The organism is Janthinobacterium sp. NKUCC06_STL, from assembly GCF_019345455.1.
In the GTDB taxonomy this organism is placed as follows: domain Bacteria; phylum Pseudomonadota; class Gammaproteobacteria; order Burkholderiales; family Burkholderiaceae_D; genus Janthinobacterium; species Janthinobacterium rivuli.
Genome location: NZ_JAHKQY010000002.1, coordinates 107,730 through 128,917, shown reverse-complemented (window position 1 = coordinate 128,917; position 21,188 = coordinate 107,730). Strand labels below are relative to the sequence as shown.

At 63.3% G+C, this 21,188-nt stretch carries 19 protein-coding genes; 4 read left to right on the top strand and 15 right to left on the bottom strand.

Going from position 1 to position 21,188, the window contains the following annotated elements:
- Positions 1-58 precede the first annotated feature (58 nt).
- The 5 genes from KO539_RS09595 to KO539_RS09575 form a co-directional block, all read right to left on the bottom strand.
- Entirely contained in the window at positions 59-805 is a 747-nt protein-coding gene (locus KO539_RS09595; protein ID WP_219308836.1) for a peptidylprolyl isomerase, read from the bottom strand.
- Between the two features lie 140 nt (positions 806-945).
- Entirely contained in the window at positions 946-1,632 is a 687-nt protein-coding gene (gene narI, locus KO539_RS09590; protein WP_219308835.1) for a respiratory nitrate reductase subunit gamma, read from the bottom strand.
- A 34-nt stretch (positions 1,633-1,666) separates the two neighbouring features.
- Positions 1,667-2,335, bottom strand: coding sequence for a nitrate reductase molybdenum cofactor assembly chaperone (gene narJ, locus KO539_RS09585; protein WP_235211653.1), 669 nt, complete (start codon positions 2,333-2,335; stop codon positions 1,667-1,669).
- Between the two features lie 9 nt (positions 2,336-2,344).
- The gene (gene narH / locus KO539_RS09580; RefSeq protein ID WP_034781611.1) at positions 2,345-3,895 is read right to left on the bottom strand and encodes a nitrate reductase subunit beta; all 1,551 of its coding nucleotides are present in this window, start codon (positions 3,893-3,895) and stop codon (positions 2,345-2,347) included.
- 1 nt (position 3,896) lies between these two features.
- On the bottom strand, positions 3,897-7,595 hold the full coding sequence (locus KO539_RS09575) for a nitrate reductase subunit alpha (protein ID WP_219308834.1): 3,699 nt from the start codon (positions 7,593-7,595) through the stop codon (positions 3,897-3,899).
- Positions 7,596-7,840: 245 nt separating this feature from the next.
- Between KO539_RS09575 and KO539_RS09570 the strand changes: the two genes are divergently transcribed.
- The gene (locus tag KO539_RS09570; protein WP_219308833.1) at positions 7,841-8,212 is read left to right on the top strand and encodes a ribonucleotide reductase subunit alpha; all 372 of its coding nucleotides are present in this window, start codon (positions 7,841-7,843) and stop codon (positions 8,210-8,212) included.
- A gap of 91 nt (positions 8,213-8,303) precedes the next feature.
- Here the strand turns inward: KO539_RS09570 and KO539_RS09565 are convergent, their stop codons facing one another.
- The 3 genes from KO539_RS09565 to KO539_RS09555 are packed head-to-tail and all read right to left on the bottom strand — an operon-like array spanning position 8,304 to position 11,679.
- A complete protein-coding gene (locus tag KO539_RS09565) occupies positions 8,304-8,996 on the bottom strand; it encodes a carbonic anhydrase (protein WP_035818389.1) in 693 nt (230 codons plus the stop codon).
- Positions 8,997-9,052: 56 nt separating this feature from the next.
- Positions 9,053-10,438 (bottom strand): NarK family nitrate/nitrite MFS transporter, encoded by a 1,386-nt coding sequence (locus KO539_RS09560; RefSeq protein ID WP_219308832.1) that lies wholly within the window; start codon positions 10,436-10,438, stop codon positions 9,053-9,055.
- Positions 10,435-11,679, bottom strand: a complete 1,245-nt coding sequence (locus tag KO539_RS09555; protein WP_219309756.1) for a nitrate/nitrite transporter — start codon at positions 11,677-11,679, stop codon at positions 10,435-10,437. Before KO539_RS09555 ends, KO539_RS09560 begins: the two co-directional genes overlap by 4 nt.
- A 282-nt stretch (positions 11,680-11,961) precedes the next feature.
- On the opposite strand from KO539_RS09555, the gene KO539_RS09550 reads away from it, so the two are divergent.
- Together KO539_RS09550 and KO539_RS09545 are read left to right on the top strand one after the other, a co-directional pair.
- Positions 11,962-12,408 (top strand): GNAT family N-acetyltransferase, encoded by a 447-nt coding sequence (locus tag KO539_RS09550; RefSeq protein WP_219308831.1) that lies wholly within the window; start codon positions 11,962-11,964, stop codon positions 12,406-12,408.
- A gap of 87 nt (positions 12,409-12,495) precedes the next feature.
- A complete protein-coding gene (locus KO539_RS09545) occupies positions 12,496-12,873 on the top strand; it encodes a SirB2 family protein (protein ID WP_219308830.1) in 378 nt (125 codons plus the stop codon).
- Positions 12,874-12,877: 4 nt separating this feature from the next.
- On the opposite strand, the gene KO539_RS09540 is transcribed toward KO539_RS09545, so the two are convergent.
- The 5 genes from KO539_RS09540 to KO539_RS09520 all read right to left on the bottom strand — a co-directional run bounded on the left by KO539_RS09540 (position 12,878) and on the right by KO539_RS09520 (position 17,659).
- Positions 12,878-14,419 (bottom strand): TonB-dependent siderophore receptor, encoded by a 1,542-nt coding sequence (locus tag KO539_RS09540; RefSeq protein WP_219308829.1) that lies wholly within the window; start codon positions 14,417-14,419, stop codon positions 12,878-12,880.
- 50 nt (positions 14,420-14,469) lie between these two features.
- Positions 14,470-15,342: an STN domain-containing protein gene (locus KO539_RS09535; RefSeq protein WP_219308826.1), complete on the bottom strand. Its 873-nt coding sequence runs from the start codon at positions 15,340-15,342 to the stop codon at positions 14,470-14,472.
- An 85-nt stretch (positions 15,343-15,427) separates the two neighbouring features.
- Positions 15,428-16,402 carry a FecR domain-containing protein gene (locus tag KO539_RS09530; protein WP_219308824.1) on the bottom strand — a complete coding sequence of 325 codons (975 nt, stop codon included), beginning with the start codon at positions 16,400-16,402 and terminating at the stop codon, positions 15,428-15,430.
- Complete coding sequence (locus tag KO539_RS09525; RefSeq protein WP_219308823.1) at positions 16,402-16,914, bottom strand: sigma-70 family RNA polymerase sigma factor; 513 nt, start codon at positions 16,912-16,914, stop codon at positions 16,402-16,404. Before KO539_RS09525 ends, KO539_RS09530 begins: the two co-directional genes overlap by 1 nt.
- 103 nt (positions 16,915-17,017) lie before the next feature.
- Complete coding sequence (locus KO539_RS09520) at positions 17,018-17,659, bottom strand: hypothetical protein (protein WP_219308821.1); 642 nt, start codon at positions 17,657-17,659, stop codon at positions 17,018-17,020.
- Between the two features lie 275 nt (positions 17,660-17,934).
- Between KO539_RS09520 and KO539_RS09515 the strand changes: the two genes are divergently transcribed.
- A complete protein-coding gene (locus KO539_RS09515; protein WP_219308819.1) occupies positions 17,935-18,447 on the top strand; it encodes a hypothetical protein in 513 nt (170 codons plus the stop codon).
- Between the two features lie 10 nt (positions 18,448-18,457).
- Here KO539_RS09515 and KO539_RS09510 read toward each other — a convergent pair whose 3' ends face one another.
- A complete protein-coding gene (locus KO539_RS09510) occupies positions 18,458-19,720 on the bottom strand; it encodes a DUF3472 domain-containing protein (RefSeq protein ID WP_219308817.1) in 1,263 nt (420 codons plus the stop codon).
- A gap of 63 nt (positions 19,721-19,783) precedes the next feature.
- A complete protein-coding gene (locus tag KO539_RS09505; protein ID WP_219308815.1) occupies positions 19,784-21,175 on the bottom strand; it encodes a Gfo/Idh/MocA family protein in 1,392 nt (463 codons plus the stop codon).
- Positions 21,176-21,188: the final 13 nt, after the last annotated feature.

Here is a 21,188-nt window from a genome sequence, read left to right as displayed (position 1 = left end):
ATCTGGCTGTGCCCCAGAAGGCCTAGCGGCCTACGCCTTTCGGCCTACGCACTTCTACCTACTGAACCAGCGGACTGGCCGTGCCTTCCAGCTCGATGCCGGCGATCTCGGCGCGCCCCACCAGCAAGTGCAAGTACTGGTGCACGGCGCGCTGCCACGCGGCGCGCGACAGGCGGTCGGCGATCTGCGCCTGCACCGCCTCGTAGGCGATGGCCTGGCCTTCGACCCGGCGCAGCACTTGCACGATGTGGTAGCCGAAGCGCGTTTCCAGCAAATGGCCGGCCAGCGCGCCCTCTTCCAGGCGGAACAGCAGCGCGTCGAATTCCGGCACGCTCTGGCCCGGCGACAGCTGGCCCAGATTCCCCCCCAGGGCGCCGGACGGGCAGTTCGAATACTGCGCCGCCAGTTCGCCGAAGCGCTCGGGCGCCAGTTTCAAGGCGTCGAGCACGGCCTGCGCCGTCGTGCGCAGCAGTTCCAAAGGCGCCTCGGGCGTCACCTGGAACAGGATGTGGCGCGCCTCGACCAGCGCCCCGCTGCAAAACAGCTGCGGGCGCTGCGCATAAAAGGTGCGGCAAGCCGCATCGTCGGCGGGCGGCACGCGCACTTCCTGCGCGAACAGCGCTTCGATGCGGTCATCAATACTGCCGCCCTGCACGCCGAGGCGGTCGGCTTCGTCCAGCAGCAGCCGGCGCAGCACCAGTTCATGCACGGCCTGTTTCAACGGATTGCCGGCACCGTCGTGATGCGGCAGTTCCTGCGCGATGTCGGCATCGTCGATATCGATGCCATTGACGGAGATTCCCATCTTACTTTCCTTCCATGAATAGCCTGAAAAATCGTCGCGAGCGGAGATGAGTTGCGGCTGAGAAGCGCAGCTGTGCGGATGCACAGTGAGCATCGGAGGCCACAAATCGCTACGCGCAGTAGATTTTTCATGGCGTTTTTTTAGCGGCGGCGAACTAATTGATAGGCACGGCCCAGATATCCGATGGCGCCAAAGCCGCTCCACACGTGCACCAAGCGGGTGAACGGGAAGATGACGAACAGCGACATGCCCATGAACAGGTGCAGCTTGAACACCAGCGGCGCGTCGACGATGAAGCTGGCGGCGTCGCCGCGGAAGGTCACGATGTGCTGCGCCCAGTTCATCAGCAAGACCATCATGTGGCCATCCATGTGCGAAGCGGAGACAAAGATCGACGACAGGCCCAACAGCAAGGTCAGCAAAATCCACAGCATCACCAGCTTGTCGCCGGCCGTGGTGACGGCGCGCAGCCGTGCATTGCCGAAGCGGCGCACCAGCAGGATCAGGATGCCGACCAGGCACAGGCCGCCCATCACGCCGCCGGCCGCCATGGCCACGCCCTGCTTCAGGCTGTGCGACACGCCCAGGGTATCCCACACCCAGACGGGGGTGAGCAAGCCGGCCGCATGGCCGAACAGCAGGCCGATGATGCCGAGGTGGAACAGGATATTGCCCAGGCGCAGGCTGCCGCGGTGCAGCAGCTGGCTGGAATCGGACTTCCACGTGTATTGCTCGCGGTCGAAACGGATCAGGCTACCCAGGAAAAAGATGGCCAGCGCGATGTATGGATAAATGCCATACACAAATTGATGCAAATAATTACTCATGATGTACTCTCCTCATGCGGGCGCAGTAGGCCATTTAGGCAGCGCGCCGCGGCTGCGGGTGAAAATGCACGGGATGGACGCCGCCCGGAACCTGGCCTGGACCTTGGCGCAGCAGCGGCTCGACGCCGTCCGCACCGGGACCAAAGGTTTCCAGCGCTTCGTCCATGTCGCGCACCGGCGGTTCGGCCAGCATTTCCGCCGCCACGGGGCTCAGGCGTTCGAGCACGGTGAAGACGGGCGCATACGGGCTGCCGTTGGCCGTCAGCTTGCGGCCGATGTGCGCCAGCACGTGGACGGCGTCGCCCAGCAGCGGCGCCGAGACTGCCTCGTCGAGCTGCGCCAGGAATTCCAGGAACAGCGGCACGAAGTCGGGCAAGTCGTCGCCCACCATTTGCAGGCCGTGGCGCTTGTATTCCTCCATCAGGTCGACCATGGCCTGACCCCGGTCGCGCGATTCGCCGTGGATATGCTCGAAGAGATGCAGCGAGTGCGAGGGGTTGCGGTCGAACGTGGCCACGTACTGCTGCTGCAGGTCGATCAGGCTGCTGCTTTCCAGGTGCGCCAGCAAGGGCCGCAACAGCGCGTGCTGTTCCGGCACGGCCGCCAGCGCGGCATCGAGCTGCGGCAGGTGGGCGATCAGCTCCGGCTCCGGATACAGCAGCAGGCGCGAGAGGATTTGGTAGTGATGCATAGCGTGTTCCATATCAGCTCCTTAAGCGCCTGGCGCCGTTTTGCGCGACTTCGGCATCTGCATGAAGATGGCCGAACCATGTTTTTTCTTGCCGAACAAGGTCGGTTCGCTGGTGCCATCCGAACAGCCGTTGCCGAAGCTGAAGCCGCAGGAACCCTTCTCGTTGAAGCTGTCCTCGGCCATTTCCTTGTGGCTGCTGGGGATGACGAAGCGGTCTTCGTAATTGGCGATGGCCATGATGTGGTACATGTCCTCCACCTGCGCCTTGGTCAATCCCACCTGTTTCAGGACCGTGAGGTTTTCCACCTTCTCGACGGTCTTGCTGCGCATGTAGGCACGCATGGCCAGCATGCGGTCCAGCGCCGTGACGATGGGCGGCTGGTCGCCGGCCGTCAGCAGATTGGCCAGGTACTGCACCGGAATGCGCAGGCTTTGCGTGTCCGGCAGCATGCCGTTCACGCCCAGCTTGCCCGATTCGGCGGCCGCCTGGATCGGCGACAGCGGTGGCACGTACCACACCATCGGCAAGGTGCGGTATTCGGGATGCAGCGGGAACGCCACTTTCCACTCGACGGCCATCTTGTAGACGGGCGACTTGACGGCCGCTTCCAGCCACAGGTCGGGAATGCCCTGGCGGCGCGCCTCGGCGATGATGGCCGGGTCGTGCGGATCGAGGAACAGGTCGAGCTGCGCCTGGTACAGGTCCTGCTCTTGCGGCACGGAGGCGGCAGCCTCGATCTTGTCGGCGTCGTACAGCAGTACGCCCAGGTAGCGGATGCGGCCCACGCACGTTTCCGAGCACACGGTAGGCTGGCCAGCTTCGATGCGGGGGAAGCAGAACGTGCACTTCTCGGCCTTGCCAGACGACCAATTGTAGTAAATCTTCTTGTACGGACAACCGGAGATGCACATGCGCCAGCCGCGGCACTTGTCCTGGTCGATCAGCACGATGCCGTCGTCTTCGCGCTTGTACACGGAGCCGGACGGGCAAGACGCCACGCACGTCGGATTGAGGCAATGCTCGCACAGGCGCGGCAGATACATCATGAAGGTGTTTTCAAACGTGCCGTACATCTCCTTTTGCATATTGTCGAACAGTTTATCCTTGCTACGCTGGGCAAACTCGCCGCCCAGATCATCTTCCCAGTTCGGACCCCACTCGATTTTTTCCATCTTTTTCCCCGTCAGCACGGAGATCGGACGGGCCGTCGGCGGCGTCTGCGACAGCGGCGCGCTTTGCAGGTGCTCGTAGTCGTAGGTGAACGGCTCGTAGTACTCGTCGATGGCGGGCAGGTTCGGGTTGGCGAAGATATTCGCCAGAATCTTCAAGCGGCTGCCCTGGCGCGGCTCGATCTTGCCCGCATCCGTGCGGCGCCAGCCGCCGTTCCACTTGTCCTGGTTTTCCCACTGCTTCGGATAGCCGATGCCGGGCTTGGTTTCCACGTTGTTGAACCATGCGTACTCGACGCCGTCGCGGCTGGTCCATACGTTCTTGCAGGTGACGGAACAAGTGTGGCAGCCGATGCACTTGTCCAGGTTCAGTACCATGCCGATTTGCGCTCTGATTTTCATACTATGCTCCTTCTTCCTGCAACGGGCCTTCGAGCCAGTCAACCTTGTTCATCTTGCGCACCAATACGAATTCATCGCGGTTGGAGCCCACCGTGCCGTAGTAATTGAAGCCGTACGCCAGCTGGGCGTAGCCGCCGATCATGTGCGTCGGCTTGGGCACGGCCCGCGTCACCGAGTTATGGATGCCGCCCCGCTTGCCCGTCATCTCCGCGCCAGGCACGTTGATGATCTTTTCCTGGGCGTGGTACATCATCGTCATGCCGGCCGGGATGCGCTGGCTGACGATGGCACGCGCCGTCAGGCTGCCATTCACGTTGAAGACTTCGATCCAGTCGTTGTCGACGATGCCGGCCGTCTGCGCGTCCGCCTCCGACAGCCACACGTGCGGTCCGCCGCGCGACAGGGTCAGCATGCGCAGATTGTCCGAATACGTGGAGTGGATGCCCCACTTCTGGTGCGGTGTGAGGAAGTTCAGCGCCAGTTCCTTGTTGCCGTTCGGCTTGGTGCCCAGCAGCGCTTCCGTAGTCTTCGTGTTGATGGCCGGCTTGTACACGCACAGTCCCTCGCCGAAATCGCGCATCCACAAATGATCCTGGTAGAACTGCTGGCGGCCCGTCAGGGTGCGCCAAGGGATCAGTTCATGCACATTGGTATAGCCGGCCGTGTAGCTGACTTCTTCGCTTTCCAGGCCCGACCAGGTGGGCGAGGAAATGATCTTGCGCGGCTGCGCCTGCACATCGCGGAAGCGGATGCTGTCATGCTCGCGCGGCAGCGCCAGATGCGTATGCTCGCGTCCCGTGATGGCGGACAGCGCGGCCCAGGCTTTCACGGCCACGTGGCCATTCGTTTCCGGCGCCAGCGACAGAATCATCTCGGCCGCATCGATGGCCGTATCGAGGCGCGGCTGGCCCTTCGACACGCCTTCTTCCAGCACCGTGCGGTTGATGCCGCGCAGGACGTCGACTTCATGCCCCGTTTTCCAGGAGATGCCCTTGCCGCCGTTGCCGATGGTTTCCAGCAGCGGGCCGATCGAGGTGAACTTCTTGTACACGTCGCGGTAATTGCGTTCGACCACCGTCATGTTCGGCATGGTCTTGCCGGGAATGGCGTCGCATTCGCCGGCGCGCCAGTCCTTGGGATCGAAAGGCTGACCCAGTTCACCCGGCGTGTCGTGCATCAGCGGCGTGAGGATGATGTCTTGCTGGGTGCCCAGCAGCTCGCCGCCGATTTCCGAGAATTTCTCGGCGATGCCCTTGTAAATTTCCCAGTCCGACTTCGATTGCCACAAGGGCTGCACGGCTTCGGACAGCGGGTGGATAAACGGATGCATGTCCGACGTGTTCAAGTCATCCTTTTCGTACCAGGTAGCCGTCGGCAGCACCACGTCGCCATACAGGCAGGTGGTCGACATGCGGAAGTCCAGCACCACCAGCAGATCGAGCTTGCCTTCGGCGGCCGGGCGCACTTTCACCTGTTTCGGCGTGATGCAATCGTCCTCGTCGCTGAGCAAGCCATTCTGCGTGCCGAGCAGGTATTTCAGGAAGTATTCGTGGCCCTTGCCCGAGCTGCCGAGGATATTCGAGCGCCAGACAAACATATTGCGCGGGAAGTTGGCCGGGTTGTCCGGGTCGTCGCACGAGAACTGCAACTGGCCCGCCTTGATCTGGTCGAGCGCATATGCGGCCGGCGCCTGCCCTGCCGCCTTGGCGGCCTTGGCCACTTCCAGCGGATTGGTTTGCAGCTGCGGCGCCGATGGCAGCCAGCCCATGCGTTCCGCCTTGGCGTTGTAGTCGAGCAGGGTCAGGTCGCCCGTGCCGCCGGCCGCCGATGGCGAGGCGATGTCGCCCGTTTCCAGCTTTTCGTGGCGCCACTGGCTCGTGTGGGCATAGAAGAACGAGGTGCCGTTCATCTGGCGCATCGGACGCACCCAGTCCTGGGCGAAGGCCAAAGGTGTCCAGCCCGTTTGCGGACGCAGCTTTTCCTGGCCCACGTAATGGGCCCAGCCACCACCGGACTGGCCGATACAGCCGCACATCATCAGCATGTTGATGATGCCGCGGTACGTCATGTCCATGTGGTACCAGTGATTCAGGCCGGCGCCCACGATGACCATGCTCTTGCCGCGCGTCTGGTCCGCGTTTTGCGCAAACTGGCGCGCCACGGTGATGACGTCGGCGCGTTTCACGCCCGTGTGCTTCTCTTGCCACGCGGGGGTGTACGGCACGTCGTCGTCATAGCTTTCCGCGACATTGGCGCCGCCGAGGCCACGGTCGATGCCGTAGTTGGCCAGCGTCAGGTCGAACACGGTGGTGACCAGGCCCGTCGTGCCGTCAGCCAGGCGGATGGTTTTCACCGGCACTTTGCGCAACAGCATGTCGGACGCGTCCTTGCCGCCGAAGTAGGCGAAGCCCACTTCCGTGACGGCGTCGCTGTCGTTGATCATGGAGAGCATCGGCACGATGGGCGCGCCGCTGCCGCCCGCTTTTTGCTCCAGGTTCCACTTGCCCGACTCGCCCCAGCGGAAGCCGATGGAGCCGGCCGGCGCCGTGATGGCACCCGTGGTCTCGTCGATGACGAGGGTTTTCCATTCCGGATTGTTGGTTTCGTCGAGGTTGTTGTCCAGGTGCGAAGCACGCAGGAAGTAGTCGGGCACCAGGGTGCCGTTATGCTCCTTGAGCAGCACCAGCATGGGGAAGTCCGTGTACTGGCGCGCATAGTCGCGGAAGTAGGCGCTCTGCCCTTCCGAGTGGAATTCCTTGAGGATGACGTGGCCCATGGCCAGCGCCAGCGCGGCGTCCGTGCCCTGCTTCGGGGCCAGCCAGATGTCGCCGAACTTCACCATTTCGCCATAGTCGGACGAGATGGCGACGGTTTTCGTGCCCTTGTAGCGCACTTCCGTATAGAAGTGGGCATCCGGCGTGCGCGTCATCGGCACGTTCGAGCCCCACACCATCAGATAGGTCGAGTTGTACCAGTCGGCCGATTCCGGCACGTCCGTCTGCTCGCCCCACACTTGCGGGCTGGCTGGCGGCAAGTCGCAGTACCAGTCATAGAAGCTCAGGGCCACGCCGCCGATCAGCGACAGGTAGCGCGTGCCGGAGGCGTAGCTGACCATGGACATGGCGGGAATCGGCGAGAAGCCGACGATGCGGTCCGGGCCGTATTTTTTGATCGTCAGCGCATTCGCGGCGGCGATGATTTCATTCGATTCTTCCCACGTGGCGCGCACGAAGCCACCCAGGCCGCGGATGGATTTGTACTGCTGCGAGCGCACGGGGTCCTGGCTGATCCAGTCCCAGGCCGTGACGGGATCCATGGTCTTGCGCGCTTCGCGCCACATTTCCATCAGGCGGCCGCGCACCATCGGGTATTTCACGCGCTGGGCCGAATACACGTACCAGGAATAGCTGGCGCCGCGCGGGCAGCCGCGCGGTTCGTGGTTGGGCAGGTCGGGCCGCGTGCGCGGGTAATCGGTTTGCTGGGTTTCCCAGGTGATCAGGCCGTTCTTGACATACACCTTCCAGCTGCACGAGCCGGTACAGTTCACGCCATGCGTGGAGCGCACGATCTTGTCGTGCTGCCAGCGCTGGCGGTAGGCGTTTTCCCAGGTACGGTCTTCATCGACCACGGTGCCATGGCCGTTTGAAAACGGCTCGGCGGGCTTGCTAAAAAATTTCAGGCGGTCCAGAAAGTGACTCATGCTACCTCCACATTGCGCCGCCGACAGCGGCGCCAGGTCTTAAAAAACGCTGCAAGCAGGATGGCTCAAGCGTCGATACAAACAGTCTATCGATGCGCCGCGCCCGGCGGTATTGGCAAGAAGTCGGTTTCCGGCACCAGGAATGCATAGGCGCGTAGTCACCCGGATAGTCACTATTGCCTATGGGCGACAAGGCGGAGCTGCGGTATACCTGTCGTCATCGTTCAACACAGAGAAAGAGCATCATGCCGATTACCGATTACGCCAGCCTGCTGAGCAGCGCCCGCAACCAGGAGCAGCCGCAACGCCTGCTGTTCACCTTTACCCAGGCGCAAGCCCAGCCTGGCGGCCAGGGCAAGTCCCTCACGCCCGTGATGTGCGCCGACAAGCTGCCCGAGGAACTGGGCAGCTTCGAGACGTTGAAGGAGGAATCGAAACAGATGCAGACGCACTGGGACGTGGTCTTCGTGGCGGGACTGGCTGGCCGCGAGGGCCAACCACCCGCCGCGCAGGAATGCGAAGCGCCCCTGCGCGCCATGGTGACGGCCATCGAGCAAGGCCGCATCGACAGCCTGCTGGCGTTTGACCGCAGCGGGGATTTGTTACGGTTCAGTTGAAGTAACGTAGGTCGGATTAGCGGGGCAACGCCACGCGTAATCCGACACATTGTTGACGGCGCCCTGTTGGATTACGCTACGCTAATCCAACCTACTTGCCTGCATCCGGCCAAGGGCGCTCATGCAAATGCCGCGCCCTTTCTATCGGACAGACCAGCGGCAAAAACTGCTGCTGGCGCGCCGAATACGCCATCAGCGCACCGCTGTCGATATCGAAATACCATCCATGCAATTTCAATAATCCCTGCTCCACCCTGCGCTTGAGCCACGGATAGGTGAGCAGGTTGTCCAGCGACTGCAAGATGCTGGCCAGCTCGCACGCATGGTGCTGTTCCGCCGACGAGCGGTGCGCCAGCTCGCGCCGCACCCTTTGTGCCACCGGTTCGGCGATGCGCATCCACTGTCCCACGAAATCCGTTTCCTGCCCTTCCGCGCGCGGCTGCGGTTCCAGCAGCGCGCGGATGCCGCCGCAGCGCGCATGTCCGAGCACGATGACCCTGGCCACTTCGAGCTTGCAGACGGCGAACTCGATGGCCGAACTGACGCCGGGCGGCGCGTCCGGGGTACAGGGCGGCACCAGGTTGGCGATATTACGCACGACGAACATGTCGCCCGGGTCGCTGCCCGTCAACAGCATGGGATCAACGCGCGAATCGCAGCAGCCGATCAGCAAGGTCGAAGGCCGCTGCCCGTCGCGCAGGCTGTCGTACAAGGTTTGCGGCTCGCTGAAATACTGCTGCTGAAACAGGCTGAAGCCGTTGACGAATTTTTCCAGTTCTTCCATGACATACTTTCATTTCCTCAACGTCTGGCAAAAACGACTTGCCAGACGTTCCAACTTTAGCAAGGCATCGCCGCATTCTTGCGCGCATAGCACCACCAGGTGATCGCGATGCAGCTGACATAAAAGCCGATGAAGCACCACAGGGCCGCGTCGGGGCTGCCCGTCAGCGCGATCGAGGTGCCATAGCTTTTCGGGATGAAGAAGGCGCCATACGCGGCCACGGCCGACGTGAAGCCCAGGACGGCGGCGCCTTCCTTGTTGGCGTCAAGGATGGCTTGCTCCTGCACCGCCTTGCCCTTGCCGGCGGCAGCGCGCTGGTGTTCCGTCAAAAAGATCACGGGAATCATGCGGAAGGTCGACGCATTGCCGACACCCGTGCCGGCGAACAGCAGCATGAACATCCAGAAGAAGCCATTGAAGCTGCCGCCCACTCCGGCCTGCGGCATGAAGTACAGCACGCCCAGCACGGCGGCTATCATCAGCAGGAACGACCACAGGGTAACTCTGGCGCCGCCCAATTTATCGGAAATCACGCCGCCGGCCACCCTCGCCAGCGCGCCGACCAATGGTCCCAGGAAAGCGTAGTCGAGCGGGTTCACGTCGGGAAACTGGATCTTGATCAGCAGCGGAAACGCGGCCGAATAACCGATGAAGGAGCCGAAGGTGCCCGTGTACAGCCAGCACATGAGCCAGTTGTGCTTGCGCTTGAAGATCACGGCCTGTTCGGAAAACGAGGCCTTGGCCGACGCCAGGTCATTCATGCCGAACCAGGCCAGCAAGGTGGACAGCGCGATGAACGGCACCCAGATGAAGCCCGCGTTTTGCAGCCACATGTCCTTGCTCACGCCATTTTTCACCCAGGTGAGCGAATCGCCGCCCCAGGCGCCGAAGACGGCAAACGTGATCACCAGCGGCACGACGAACTGCACCACCGATACGCCCAGGTTGCCCAGGCCCGCATTCATGCCCAGCGCGAAGCCCTTGCTCGCCTTTGGATAGAAAAAGCTGATGTTGGCCATCGACGAGGCGAAATTGCCGCCGCCGAAGCCGCACAGCAGCGCCAGGATCAACATGGTCGGATAGCCCGTGTTCACATCCTGCACGGCCAGGCCGATGCCGATGGCGGGAATCAGCAGCGAGCCCGTGGAAATGGCCGTCCAGCGGCGCCCGCCGAAGATCGGCACCATGAACGAATAAAAGATGCGCAAGGTGGCGCCGGACAGTCCCGGCAAGGCCGTCAGCCAGAACAGCTGGTTGTTACTGTAAGTAAAACCGATGTTGGGCAGGTTGACCACCACCACGCTCCACACCATCCACACGGCGAACGCCAGCAGCAGCGCGGGAATCGATATCCACAGATTGCGCGCGGCCGTGGCCTTGCCCGTGTTTTGCCAGAAGCTCGGGGTTTCCGGCTCCCAGGTATTGATCATATATCTGCTCATGCTTGTACTCCTGCAGGTTGATTGATAGTCGCCGCACGCAGCGGCTTGAACGAGAAATACATCCAGACGAGGGAAACGCAGACGGTGCCGTACAAGAGCATGAAGGAGCTCGAACGCACGCCCGTGAAGTCCACCAGGGCGCCGAACATCACGGGCAGGATGAAGCCTCCCAGGCCGCCGGCCAGGCCCACCACGCCCGAGACGGCGCCGATGTTGTCGGAAAAGTCATCGCCGATGAACTTGAAGACGGACGCCTTGCCGACGGCCATGGCGATGCCGACGATGAACAGCAGCACGGTGAACCACAGCGGCGACAGGCCGATGTGGAAAGCCAGCGGACCCGTGACGGTTTCCACGACCATCTGCGTTTGCGGATACGACAGCAGGAAGAAGCACACCCAGCACACCCACATCACGGCCCAGGTGACTTTCGCCGCGCCGTATTTGTCGGAGATCCAGCCGCCAAACGCGCGCAACACGCCGCCCGGCAGCGAGAAGCAGGCAGCCAGCAGCGCCGCGTGCTTCAAATCAAAACCGTATTCGGCCACGTAATATTTCGTCATCCACAGCGCCAGCGCCACGTAGCCGCCAAACACCACCGAGTAGTACTGGCAGTAGCGCCATACGCGCGGGTCCTTCAGCACCTTCATCTGCGCCGAAAAACTTTCGCCCGATGGCGCCAGGTGCGATTTATCCGTGAATGAAAACAGCCAAAAGATGATGGCCGTGGCCAGCATGGCGACCGCGTACACCTTGGGCAGCATCTGCCAGCCGAAGGCGGCGACGATGCCCGGCGCAACGAACTTGGTCAGCGCGGAACCGGAGTTGCCGGCGCCGAAGATGCCCATCGCCAGGCCGCGGCGCTCCTTTTCATACCAGCGCGCCACATACGGCGTGCCGACGGAAAACGAGCCGCCCGCCAGGCCGACGAACATGCCCAGCACGAGGAAGTGCCAATAGGCGGTGGCGTAGGAAATCAGGTAGATCGGCACGACGCTGGCCAACATCAGCCAAAAGAAGACGCGGCGTCCGCCGTATTTGTCCGTCCAGATGCCCAGCGGCACGCGCACGAGGGAGCCCGTCAGCACGGGCATGGCGGCCAGCAGGCCGAATTGCGTTTCAGTCAAGCCCAGGCTGGTCTTGATGGGGATGCCGAGCACGGCAAACATCATCCAGACTGCAAAGCAGATGGTAAATGCGAAGGTACTGCTGACCAACACGGAAAACTGCTTGCGCCGCATGCCGGGTTCGACTGCCTTGTTACTACTGTTGTTCTTAGTGCCATCTAGGGTAGCCACGATGTTTCTCCATGAATGCACTGGCCGTCTGGCCAGCCGTCCCGACCAGCTTACGTGCCAGAGTCGAAAGGCACTATCGGTCACAGGGTGATTCTGGAAAGGCAATCTGGATAGCCGTATCGGCAAAAGTAACTAGATGGCGCGGTATGGGCCTAGGCTGGATGGCGGGTGTTTTACAAACGCAGGTATTTTTGGCACACTCGGCGCCTGGAGAAAAGGAGCGGCATGCAGAACATTCACGCAACAGACACCATCATCACGCGCGCGGCGCTGCCGGGCGATGTGGCAGCCATGCTGGCCTGCGACGCCTACGCGCAGGCGCACGCCAGCCGGGGCGACGCCGTGCGCGCCGCCGTCGGCAAGGGGCACTGCCAGGTGGCCATCCGCGCTGGCCAGGTCGCCGGCTATGTCCTCACGCACGACGACTTCTTCGGCCACGGTTTTGTCTCGCTGGTGGTGGTCGCTCCCGGCCAGCAGCGGCGCGGCGCGGGTTTGCGCCTGCTGGCCGCCGCCGCAGACGCGTGCCGGACAGGGAAAATTTTCACGTCGACGAACCAATCCAACCTGGCCGCGCAACAGCTGTTCGCCAGCGCGGGCTTCGTGCGCAGCGGCCAGATCGACCATCTCGATGAAGGCGACCCGGAACTCGTGTACGTGAAATTCCTGCGTTAGCAGCGTCTCATCCCGACGGTGTATGGCGCGGCGCGCCAAAGGCGGCTATGCTGGCGCCACCATCAATCAACGCCCACCACATCACGCATGGACTATCTGAGCCTCAAGCATTTCCACATGGGCTGCGCCGCCGCCAGCGGCTTTCTTTTCCTCTTGCGCGGCGCCTGGATGCTGCGCGCCTCGCCCGCGCTGCAGCAGCGCTGGGTGAAGATATTGCCCCACCTGGTCGACACGGCCCTGCTGGCCAGCGCCATCACCCTGGCCGTGTGGAGCGGCCAGTCGCCGGGCAGCCAGCCCTGGCTGGCCGCCAAGCTGTGCGCGCTGGTGGCCTATATCGTGTTGGGCACCATCGCCCTGAAACGGGGCAAGACGCCAGCCGTGCGCGGCGCCGCCTTCGTGGGCGCCGTGCTGGTCTTCGCCTACATCGTCGCCGTGGCCGTGACCAAACAGGCCTGGCCATTCTGATACATCAGAAGAGGTAGCGCAGGGTAACGCTGGCGTTGCGCGGCGCGCCCCAATAACCCTGGTTATACATGCCAAGCTGGCTGTAGTAATGCTTGTCGAACAGGTTGTTGATGTTCGCCTGCAGGGACAGCTGGCGCGACAGCGCGTATTTCGCCATCAGGCTGGCCACGGCATAACCGCCCTGCTCCACGCGCTGCGTGCCATTCGGCCCGCTGGCATCGCGGTAGGCGCCGCTCTGCCAGTTCACGCCCCCGCCCAGCGATAACGCCCGCCAATCGCCATGCAGCTGATACGTGGAAAACACGCGCGCCAGGGTTTGCGGCACATAGCTGTTCAAGCGCGCGCCCGCGTTGTCCTCGGCCGCCGCATGCGACACGCTGGCCGACACATTCCAGCCTTGCGCCAGTTCGCCCGAGACATCGAGTTCCACACCCTTGCTGGTGGTACCGGCTGCCGCGTAATACGCCTGCGTCAGTGAATTGCCGACAAAATGGCCCGTGTCTTCCTGCGCCAGGCCATCCTGCGCGATGCGGAACACGGCCAGCGCCGCATTGAGCTTGCCGCCGAAATACTCGCCCTTCACGCCCGCTTCCAGATTCTTGCCCTGCACAGGATCGAGGTAGCGGCCGAACCGGTCCTGGTAGCCCTGCGGCTTGAATATCTTGCTGTAGCTGGTGTACAGCGCATGCTGCGCATCGATATCCCATACCAGCCCCGCATACGGCGTGACGGCATGCTTGGCGTAGGCGTAGCTGCCGCCCCAGTCATCGACGTGGTCAGCCTTGTAACGGCTGTAGCGCGCGCCGACGATCAGTTTCAACGGGTCGGCCAGCGAAAAGCGCGCCGTGCCGTAGATGCCGCGCTGCTGCACCGTGTCGAGCAACTGCCAGCGCGAGAAATTCGGGTCATTCCAGTCCGGTTCCGGCGTCACGCCCTGCCATTGATGGAAATTGCCGTAGTCGACGCTGCCACCCGAGATGCCCGGATTGCTGGCAAACTGGTTACTGCCCGAGACGCCAAACGCCAGGTCGTGCGTACGGCCCAGCAGCTGCAGCGGCCCCTGCACATAGGCGTCGACGCTGTCCTGGCGCCGCGTGCCCGAGTAAAAGCCGGTGTAGCCCGTCACGCCCTGACCCGTGGCCTTGTCCGGCCAGGTATTGGCGAAAAGCTCCGCCGCCGAGTAACTGCCCCAACCGTGATTCAGCATGGCCGTCAGGTTCCAGCCGCTACCCAGGCTTTGCTCCAGGCGCAGAAAAGCCGTCTGGCTGGTGCTGAACCAGCGGCTCCAGGTGGTGGCCGTGGTGGCGGAACGCGGCAAGGCGGCCCGTTCGCCATCCGCATACCACAGCGGCAAGCCGCCATACATGCCGCCGCGCGGGCGGTTATCCTGGTATTCATAGCCGGCGATCAGCACGCTGCCGGGCGCCAGGTCCGCTTCCACGGTGGCGTAGGCCATGGCCTTCCTGGCGTGATACAGACTCACATACGATTCGCTGTCCTGGTAGCTGGCCACGACGCGCCCACGCACCTTGCCATCGCTGCTCAAGGGCGTGGACAGGTCGGCGCTGGCGCGCGCATTGTTCCAGGAACCCAGGCTCAGGGCCGCATTCCCGGCCAGAGCTGCCGAGATGACGCGCGCTTGCGCACCAGGTTGATGGTGGCCGACGGCTCGCCCGCGCCCGTCAGCAGGCCGGTGGCACCGCGCACGATCTCGACCCGGTCGTAGGCCGTCATGTCCAGCGTGCTGTCGCCCACGCTGAACGCATTGTCGACCGTGGTGGGAATGCCGTCGTACTGGTAGCTGGCGATGGAAAAGCCGCGCGCGAAGAATGAGGTGCGGTCGCTGTCGTAGCGGTTGATGGCCACGCCGGCCGCGTTTTGCAGCACCTCTTCCACCGTTTGCAGGTTCTGGTCATCCATCTGCTGGCGCGTGACCACGCTGACGGCTTGCGGCGTCTCGCGCACGGACAGGCCCAGGCGCGTGGCCGAACGCATGCTCTGTGTCGTATAGGCACCGCTGCCTTCCGTCGCGCCGTTCGCATCAAAGCTGGCGCTGACCTTCATCTCGGGCATGGTCTGGCCGCCCTCGGCCGCCGCCACGTCGAGCACATAACCGCCATTCGCCTGCGGCACGGCGCGCAAGCCCGAGCCGGCGACAATGGCGCCCAGCGCCTCGGGCACGCTGTAGCTGCCCGTCAGTCCGGCACTGCGCTTGCCCGCCAGGCTGGCGGCCTGGTAAGAAATCATGGTGCCCGTCTCCTGGCCGAAGCGCACCAGCACCTGTTCCAGGGTGCCGGCCGGTATCGCCAGTTCGATGCGCGCTGCATTGGCTGCCTGGGCAAGGGGGGCGGCAGCCGAGGCGCCGCTGGCGGCGAGCAGCCACAGGGCCTGGCTGACGGCCAGCGCCGCCACGCTGCGGCGGCATGTGCTGGAAACGGAAGAGACGTAAAAAGGTGTTGTGCTGGGCATGCGGACTGTTTTCCTGAAAGTGAATGAAGGGTTCACTTGCTATGTCACGCGAGAATCGAAAACCCCTCAGTTTTTCGGAAAATAATCATGGATGCTGCCGATGCGGCACCACGCTCACCCAGAAGCGCGTGCTCTGGCGCACGTCGACGGGCAAGGTGCGCGTCAGCATGTCGAGTACCTTGTCGGTATCGGCCAGCGGATAGATGCCGGAGACGCGCAGGTGGCCAATAGCCGGATCGCAGGCCAGACGCCCAAGGCGGTAGCGGGCCAGCTCGCCGACAAAATCGGCCAGCGCCATGTCGCGCGCCACCAGCATGCCGGCCGTCCACGCTTCGGCGCCGGCTGGCAGAAGCTCGACGGAGCCAACGCTGCCCGCCGTGAAAGTCGCTTGTTCGCCCGCCTGCAGCCTGCGCGCCACCTCAGGCGCCCGTTCCGGCACGATATCGACGGCGCCCGCGAACACGCCCAGCTGCGTGCGTTCGCCTTCCACGCGCACGGCAAAGCGCGTGCCCACCGGTTGCAAGCGGCCTTGCGGCGTGCGCACGACAAAGGGCCGGCCAGCCGCATCGTGCGCGGTCGTGACCATGATCTCGCCTTTGAATACCGTCACCAGGCGCTGACCCGCGTCGAAACGCACATCGATGCTGGACGCCGTGTTGAGGGCGATGCGCGTGCCGTCTGCCAGCACGATATGGCGCAGCTCGCCCGTGCCGGTGCGGTAATCGGCCAGCCAGAATCGCGCCTGTTCATCGCCGCCGGCCAGCCAGACGCCGCCGCCCACGGCCAGCAGCGCCAGGAGTTTCAAAGACTCGCGCCGCGCCGCATTCGCTTGCGCGTGCAGCGGCTTGCGGGCCAGCGTGCCGTGCGCCAGCGGCGCGGGCAAGGCACGCATGCGCGCCATGCAGCCTTCCACATGCTGCCACGCTTGCTCGTTCTCCGGATCGCTGCCGCGCCAGGCGCGCCAGGCCTGCTCCACTTCGGGCGTGGCGTCGCCCGCCTGCAGGCGCACCAGCCATTCGACCGCCTGCAAGCTGGCCGCTTCCGGCGTGAGGGCACCCATCACGGCGCCAGTTGGCAAAAGAAACACTGGTGCATGGCTTTGACCAGATAGCGCTGCACGGTGGCCAGCGAAATGTTCAGTTCCAGCGCGATGGCCGCCTGCGGCATGCCATCGAGTTGCGACAGCAGAAAGGCGCGGCGCACGGCAGGCGCCAGGCCGTCGAGGCGGCGGTCGATGTCGAACAGGGCTTCAAGCAGGATCGCCTGCGCCTCGGGATCGGGCGCACTTTGCGCCGGCAGGCTGGCCAGGGTTTCCAGGTAGGCCGCCTCCAGGTCGCGGCGGCGGTACAGATTGCCCAGCACGCCCTTGGCCACGGTCGTCAGGAAGGCGCGTGGCTCGCGCGCGGCGATAGCCTCGTCGCGGTTCAGCAGGCGCATGAAGGTGTCGTGCGCCACGTCGGCCGCGTCAAACGCGTTGCCCAGCTTGTGTTTGAGCCAGCCTTGCAGCCACCGGTGGTGATCGTGATACAGGCTGCCCACCTCCTGGTGGACGCCGGATTGGGCAGGCGGCACGTCGCATACTCCCTAGCTTGCAAATAATAATGATTCGCATTCTATCTCTATGCGGTGCTGCGGCGCAAGCGACCTGCCGGCCGCCGCCCCACCCTGCAGGTGCTTACTTGGCGCGGTTTCTTTCCTGAATTTCCTTGCCAAGGGCGTCCTGTAGCCACCATTCACGCACCTCGAGCGCCTTGTTCTCGATGCTGGCATTGGCCAGCAAGGGATTTTTTTTCAGGTATGCGATATCTTCCTCGAAATTGTCGTGTATCGAAGCCACTTGCAGGGAACGGTTGGCATCCAGACGTCCCAGGTAGATGACCTTGCCAGCAACGACGTCAAACTCGATCGGCTTCGGCGACGATTCGGAGTACCTGGACCTGAATCCATAGTCAAGCATCCAGATGATAACGCTGTAGCGTCCCGGCGTCAGCTGCAGCGCAAAGGTGCTGCCCTTGCCCGTAGGCACTTTTGGCAAGACATTCTGCAAGGCGACCTGGCCGGCGGGAGCATGGCTGGATAACCACAGACTTTTTCCCTCGAGGGCGGCAGGGTCGCTGCTGACGATGCCGAACCTGGCGCCATGCGCCTCGAAGACGGAGCTCTCGAACACGGTGCCGACGACAACGCCCTTGGCAAGGTCGGGTGTCGTGTAGGTAAACGCAGGCGCGCTATTGCGGCCGGTGACGCAGGCCGACAACAGCGCCGGCAGCAAGACGGCGCACGCCAGCGCGCGCAGCATGGTGGTTCGGACAAACATGGATGATCCTGAATAAAATGAAGAAATGGGTCACAAGTGATGGGCAAAGGGCAAAGGACGGCAAGCGCGCCTGTGCCTGCATGAGCCCAGACAAATATTTCCAATTGGAAATATTTTCAGTGTATCCGCCTGGCACGAAAATGTCTAGTTGACAAGTAGGCGAAGGACGCCGTACGACTTCTGCGGAACGCGGCAAGCTGCACGGCAATGATAGTATTGGCAACTTCATCGACAAGGCAGCCACCCTGGCCATGCCGCTCCCCTGAAAGGCAACCATGCTCTTATCCGAACTATTGACCAAGCTGACCTGCGGTGACCTGGAAGGCGAGGAACTCGACGACGCTGTCGCCGCCATCACCGAAGCGCCCTCCGCGCCGCGCGACGAGTGGATCGACAGCGATGCGCAGGCCTACGCGGTGGAAATGCTCTCGCAGCTGGGCGGCTATATGGCGTCGAGCGACAAGCTCGATGAACTGCACGAACAGATCCAGGACATGTTCGACGAATTCCCCGACTTCCCGTACGCGCTGCTCAAGGATAGCGGCGGTAGCGCGCTGCCCTATTTCGAGTGGCTGGACACGGAACTGGCGCAGCGCGCCGTGGACGAAGGCGGCTATGAGCTGATCCAGATCGACGGCAATGGCACCGACGAAATGGATGCGCTGGTCGTGTACCGGCGCGATACAAACGACATCATCCAGGCGGCGGCATTGATGGGCGTGACGATAGGACGGCCGCTCACCTACTATCGCGGCATCGAGGCGATGGTGGGCAAGCGGCCGTTCTGAGAAACCACGCCTATTGCATCGGCAAGGTCGCCACATCGACAGCCGGCGCCTGGCCCGTGGCCGGGCGCGTGAAGTTCTGGCCGGTTTTCACGACATCGGCGAAGAAGCCGCCGTTATGCAGGTAGAACTTGCCGTTTTCCAGCCCGCCCGCATAATCCATGCGCTGCGCATTGGTGGCCGTGGCGTCGCCGGTGAACCTTCCCGCAGTCACTTCGGACCATGTACCGGAAACGTTCCTGGCCCACTGGTTGCCGAACTGGACGCGGCGCTCCGTGTAGCCCAGGGTGTCGACGAAGTTCTCGAGGAAGGAATGCACGCGCGTCAGATAGGTGGAAATCGCCGGCCGCTTCCAGGTGGCGATGTAGCGCCACTGGCCCGTCTCCGGCGCGAAGAACCAGGCCGAGTAATCGCTGCCGCCCTTGCCGTCGGGCCGCGCGCGTGTGATGAAGCGGTACGTCGTGTCAGCCGCCCAGTTATACGACAGATAGGTCTGCCCGCCCGTGCCCTCGCCGCCGAAGGCATTGTCGATGACGCCCTCGCCCTTGCTGACCAGGGTGGTCTTGGCGCCATTGTCGGCGTCCCACACGGAGAACAAGATCCAGCGCTCGCTGGGCGACTTGACCTGGATGCCCATGTAGCCCTGGCCAAAACCATTGGCCATGAAGTAGGAGCCGATGGCGTCCTGCCCTTTTGGGATCGTCATCTCGTTATAAAAATACTCGGTATTGGCCGGCACCGTGTAGCCCATGTGCACGGACGGCCCGCGCCGCGACCAGTAGTAATTGGCGGGATCGCTGGCGTACGTGAGCGCCGCGTTCGACGTCACCTTCAGCGCGGAGACGTCGCCGAACGTGGCCTTGGCGCGCGAGATTCCCTGCAAGTCCACCCTCACATAACCGGCGGCCGGCACGTTCACCGTGCCCACGGCATAGGTCTTGCGGGCCTTGCCGGCCAGCTTGACGTCGAACGGCGCGCCATTGATCTTCACGCGGATGGTGCTGTTGCCGCCATCGGCCAGACTGGCGTCGAGCGCCACCTGGACGGGACCTGCGTCGGCCACGCGGAAATACGTGCTGGCGACGGCAGCCGGATTGCTCCAGCCGGCCAGGCCATGCTCGCCGATGACGGCGCCCTCCTGCCCGCTGGTGATGAAGGCATTGCCAGCCAGTTCCACGCTGGCGGGCGTCGCGTACGCCACGGGCGCGGCCACGCTGGCGGAAAGTAAAGGCATGGCGGCAAGGACTGCGTACAGCAATGAACTTCTGTGTTTCATCAACGTCTCCTGGAATGGAAAAAACCCGCTACGGCGGCAGGCGCGGTAGCGGGTCGTCAAGGCTTAGTACTTGCCGTCGAGCGCGAAGATCGGCTTGCGCGATTTCCACTGCCCACCCGTGAAGTCCGGGAAATCCAGGGTCTGGAAGTTGGCGGCGATCGATTGCTCGGACAGCGGCGTGATGGCGCTCCACGTCACGGCATCGTAGATGTCGATCGGCATCGGCGCATTCGCCTTCAGGGCTTCGACAAAGGCGTGGATGACGAAGAAATCCATGCCGCCGTGGCCCGCGCCTTCCGCTTGCGCCGCATACTTGCGCCAGACCGGATGCTCATACTTGTCCTGGTAGACCTTGAAGTCGTCCCACTGGTGCGGCTTGCTGACGCCTTCGATGTGAATCGAATTGTTCAAATCCATCCACAGGCCGTCCGTGCCTTGCACGCGGAAGCCCAGCGAATAAGGGCGCGGCAGGCTCGTATCGTGCTGCAGGATGATGGTTTCGCCGTTCTCGCACGCCAGGGTCGTGGTGACCACGTCGCCCAGTTTGAATTTCACCTTGGCGTTCGCATGCTGCGCGCCGCCCGGCTGCTTGACGATGTAGTCGTGCAAGCCGCGCGCCTTGGTGGCGAAGGCGTTGATGCGCGTAAAACGGTTGCCGCGGTTGATGTTGGTGTACATGGCGCACGGGCCGATGCCGTGGCTTGGATACAGTTCGCCATTGCGCTCGACCGAGTGCTGCGTGCGCCAATGGGCTTCCGACCAGCCCTTCTCGCCGAATTCCACGCCGCCGCCATACGGCTTGGCCGGATTGCCGCTGTTGAATTTGACGGCGCGCAAATCATGCTGGTAGCCGCCCTGCAGGTGCAGCAGTTCGCCGAACAGACCCGCGCGCACCATCTGCAGCGCGGCCATGACGTCGCGGCGGTAGCACACGTTTTCCAGCAACATGTAGGGCGTGCCCGTTTTCAGCTGGGTATTGAGGACATCCCAGTGGTCTTGCAGGGTGATGCCGGCCACCACTTCGCAGCCGACGGCGATCTTTGCCTGCATGGCGGCGATCGCCATCGGCGCGTGGAATTCCCACGGCGTGGCGATGATCACGCCATCGAGGCCGCCCGCATCCAGCATGCGCTTGTAGGCTTTCTCGTCGCGGTCTTCGCCATACGTGCGCGGACGCGGCTTGCCGGCCTTGGCCACCTGGCCCAGCGCGTGTTTCAGCATGATCGGTTCGATATCGCACAGGGCAACGACTTCCACGTCGTCGCGGCGCACCAGTTCGGCCAGCAGCACCTGGCCGCGCATGCCCGTGCCGATCAGGCCCAGACGGACCTTGTCGCGGCCGGCCGCAGGGGCGGCGCTGGCGTCGCCGGGCAGCAGTGCGCTGCCGGCCATGGCGCCACCGGCCAGCGCGGCGCTGGCGGACAGGAAATTGCGTCGATTGATTTGTGTCGTCATTGGTCTCTTCTCG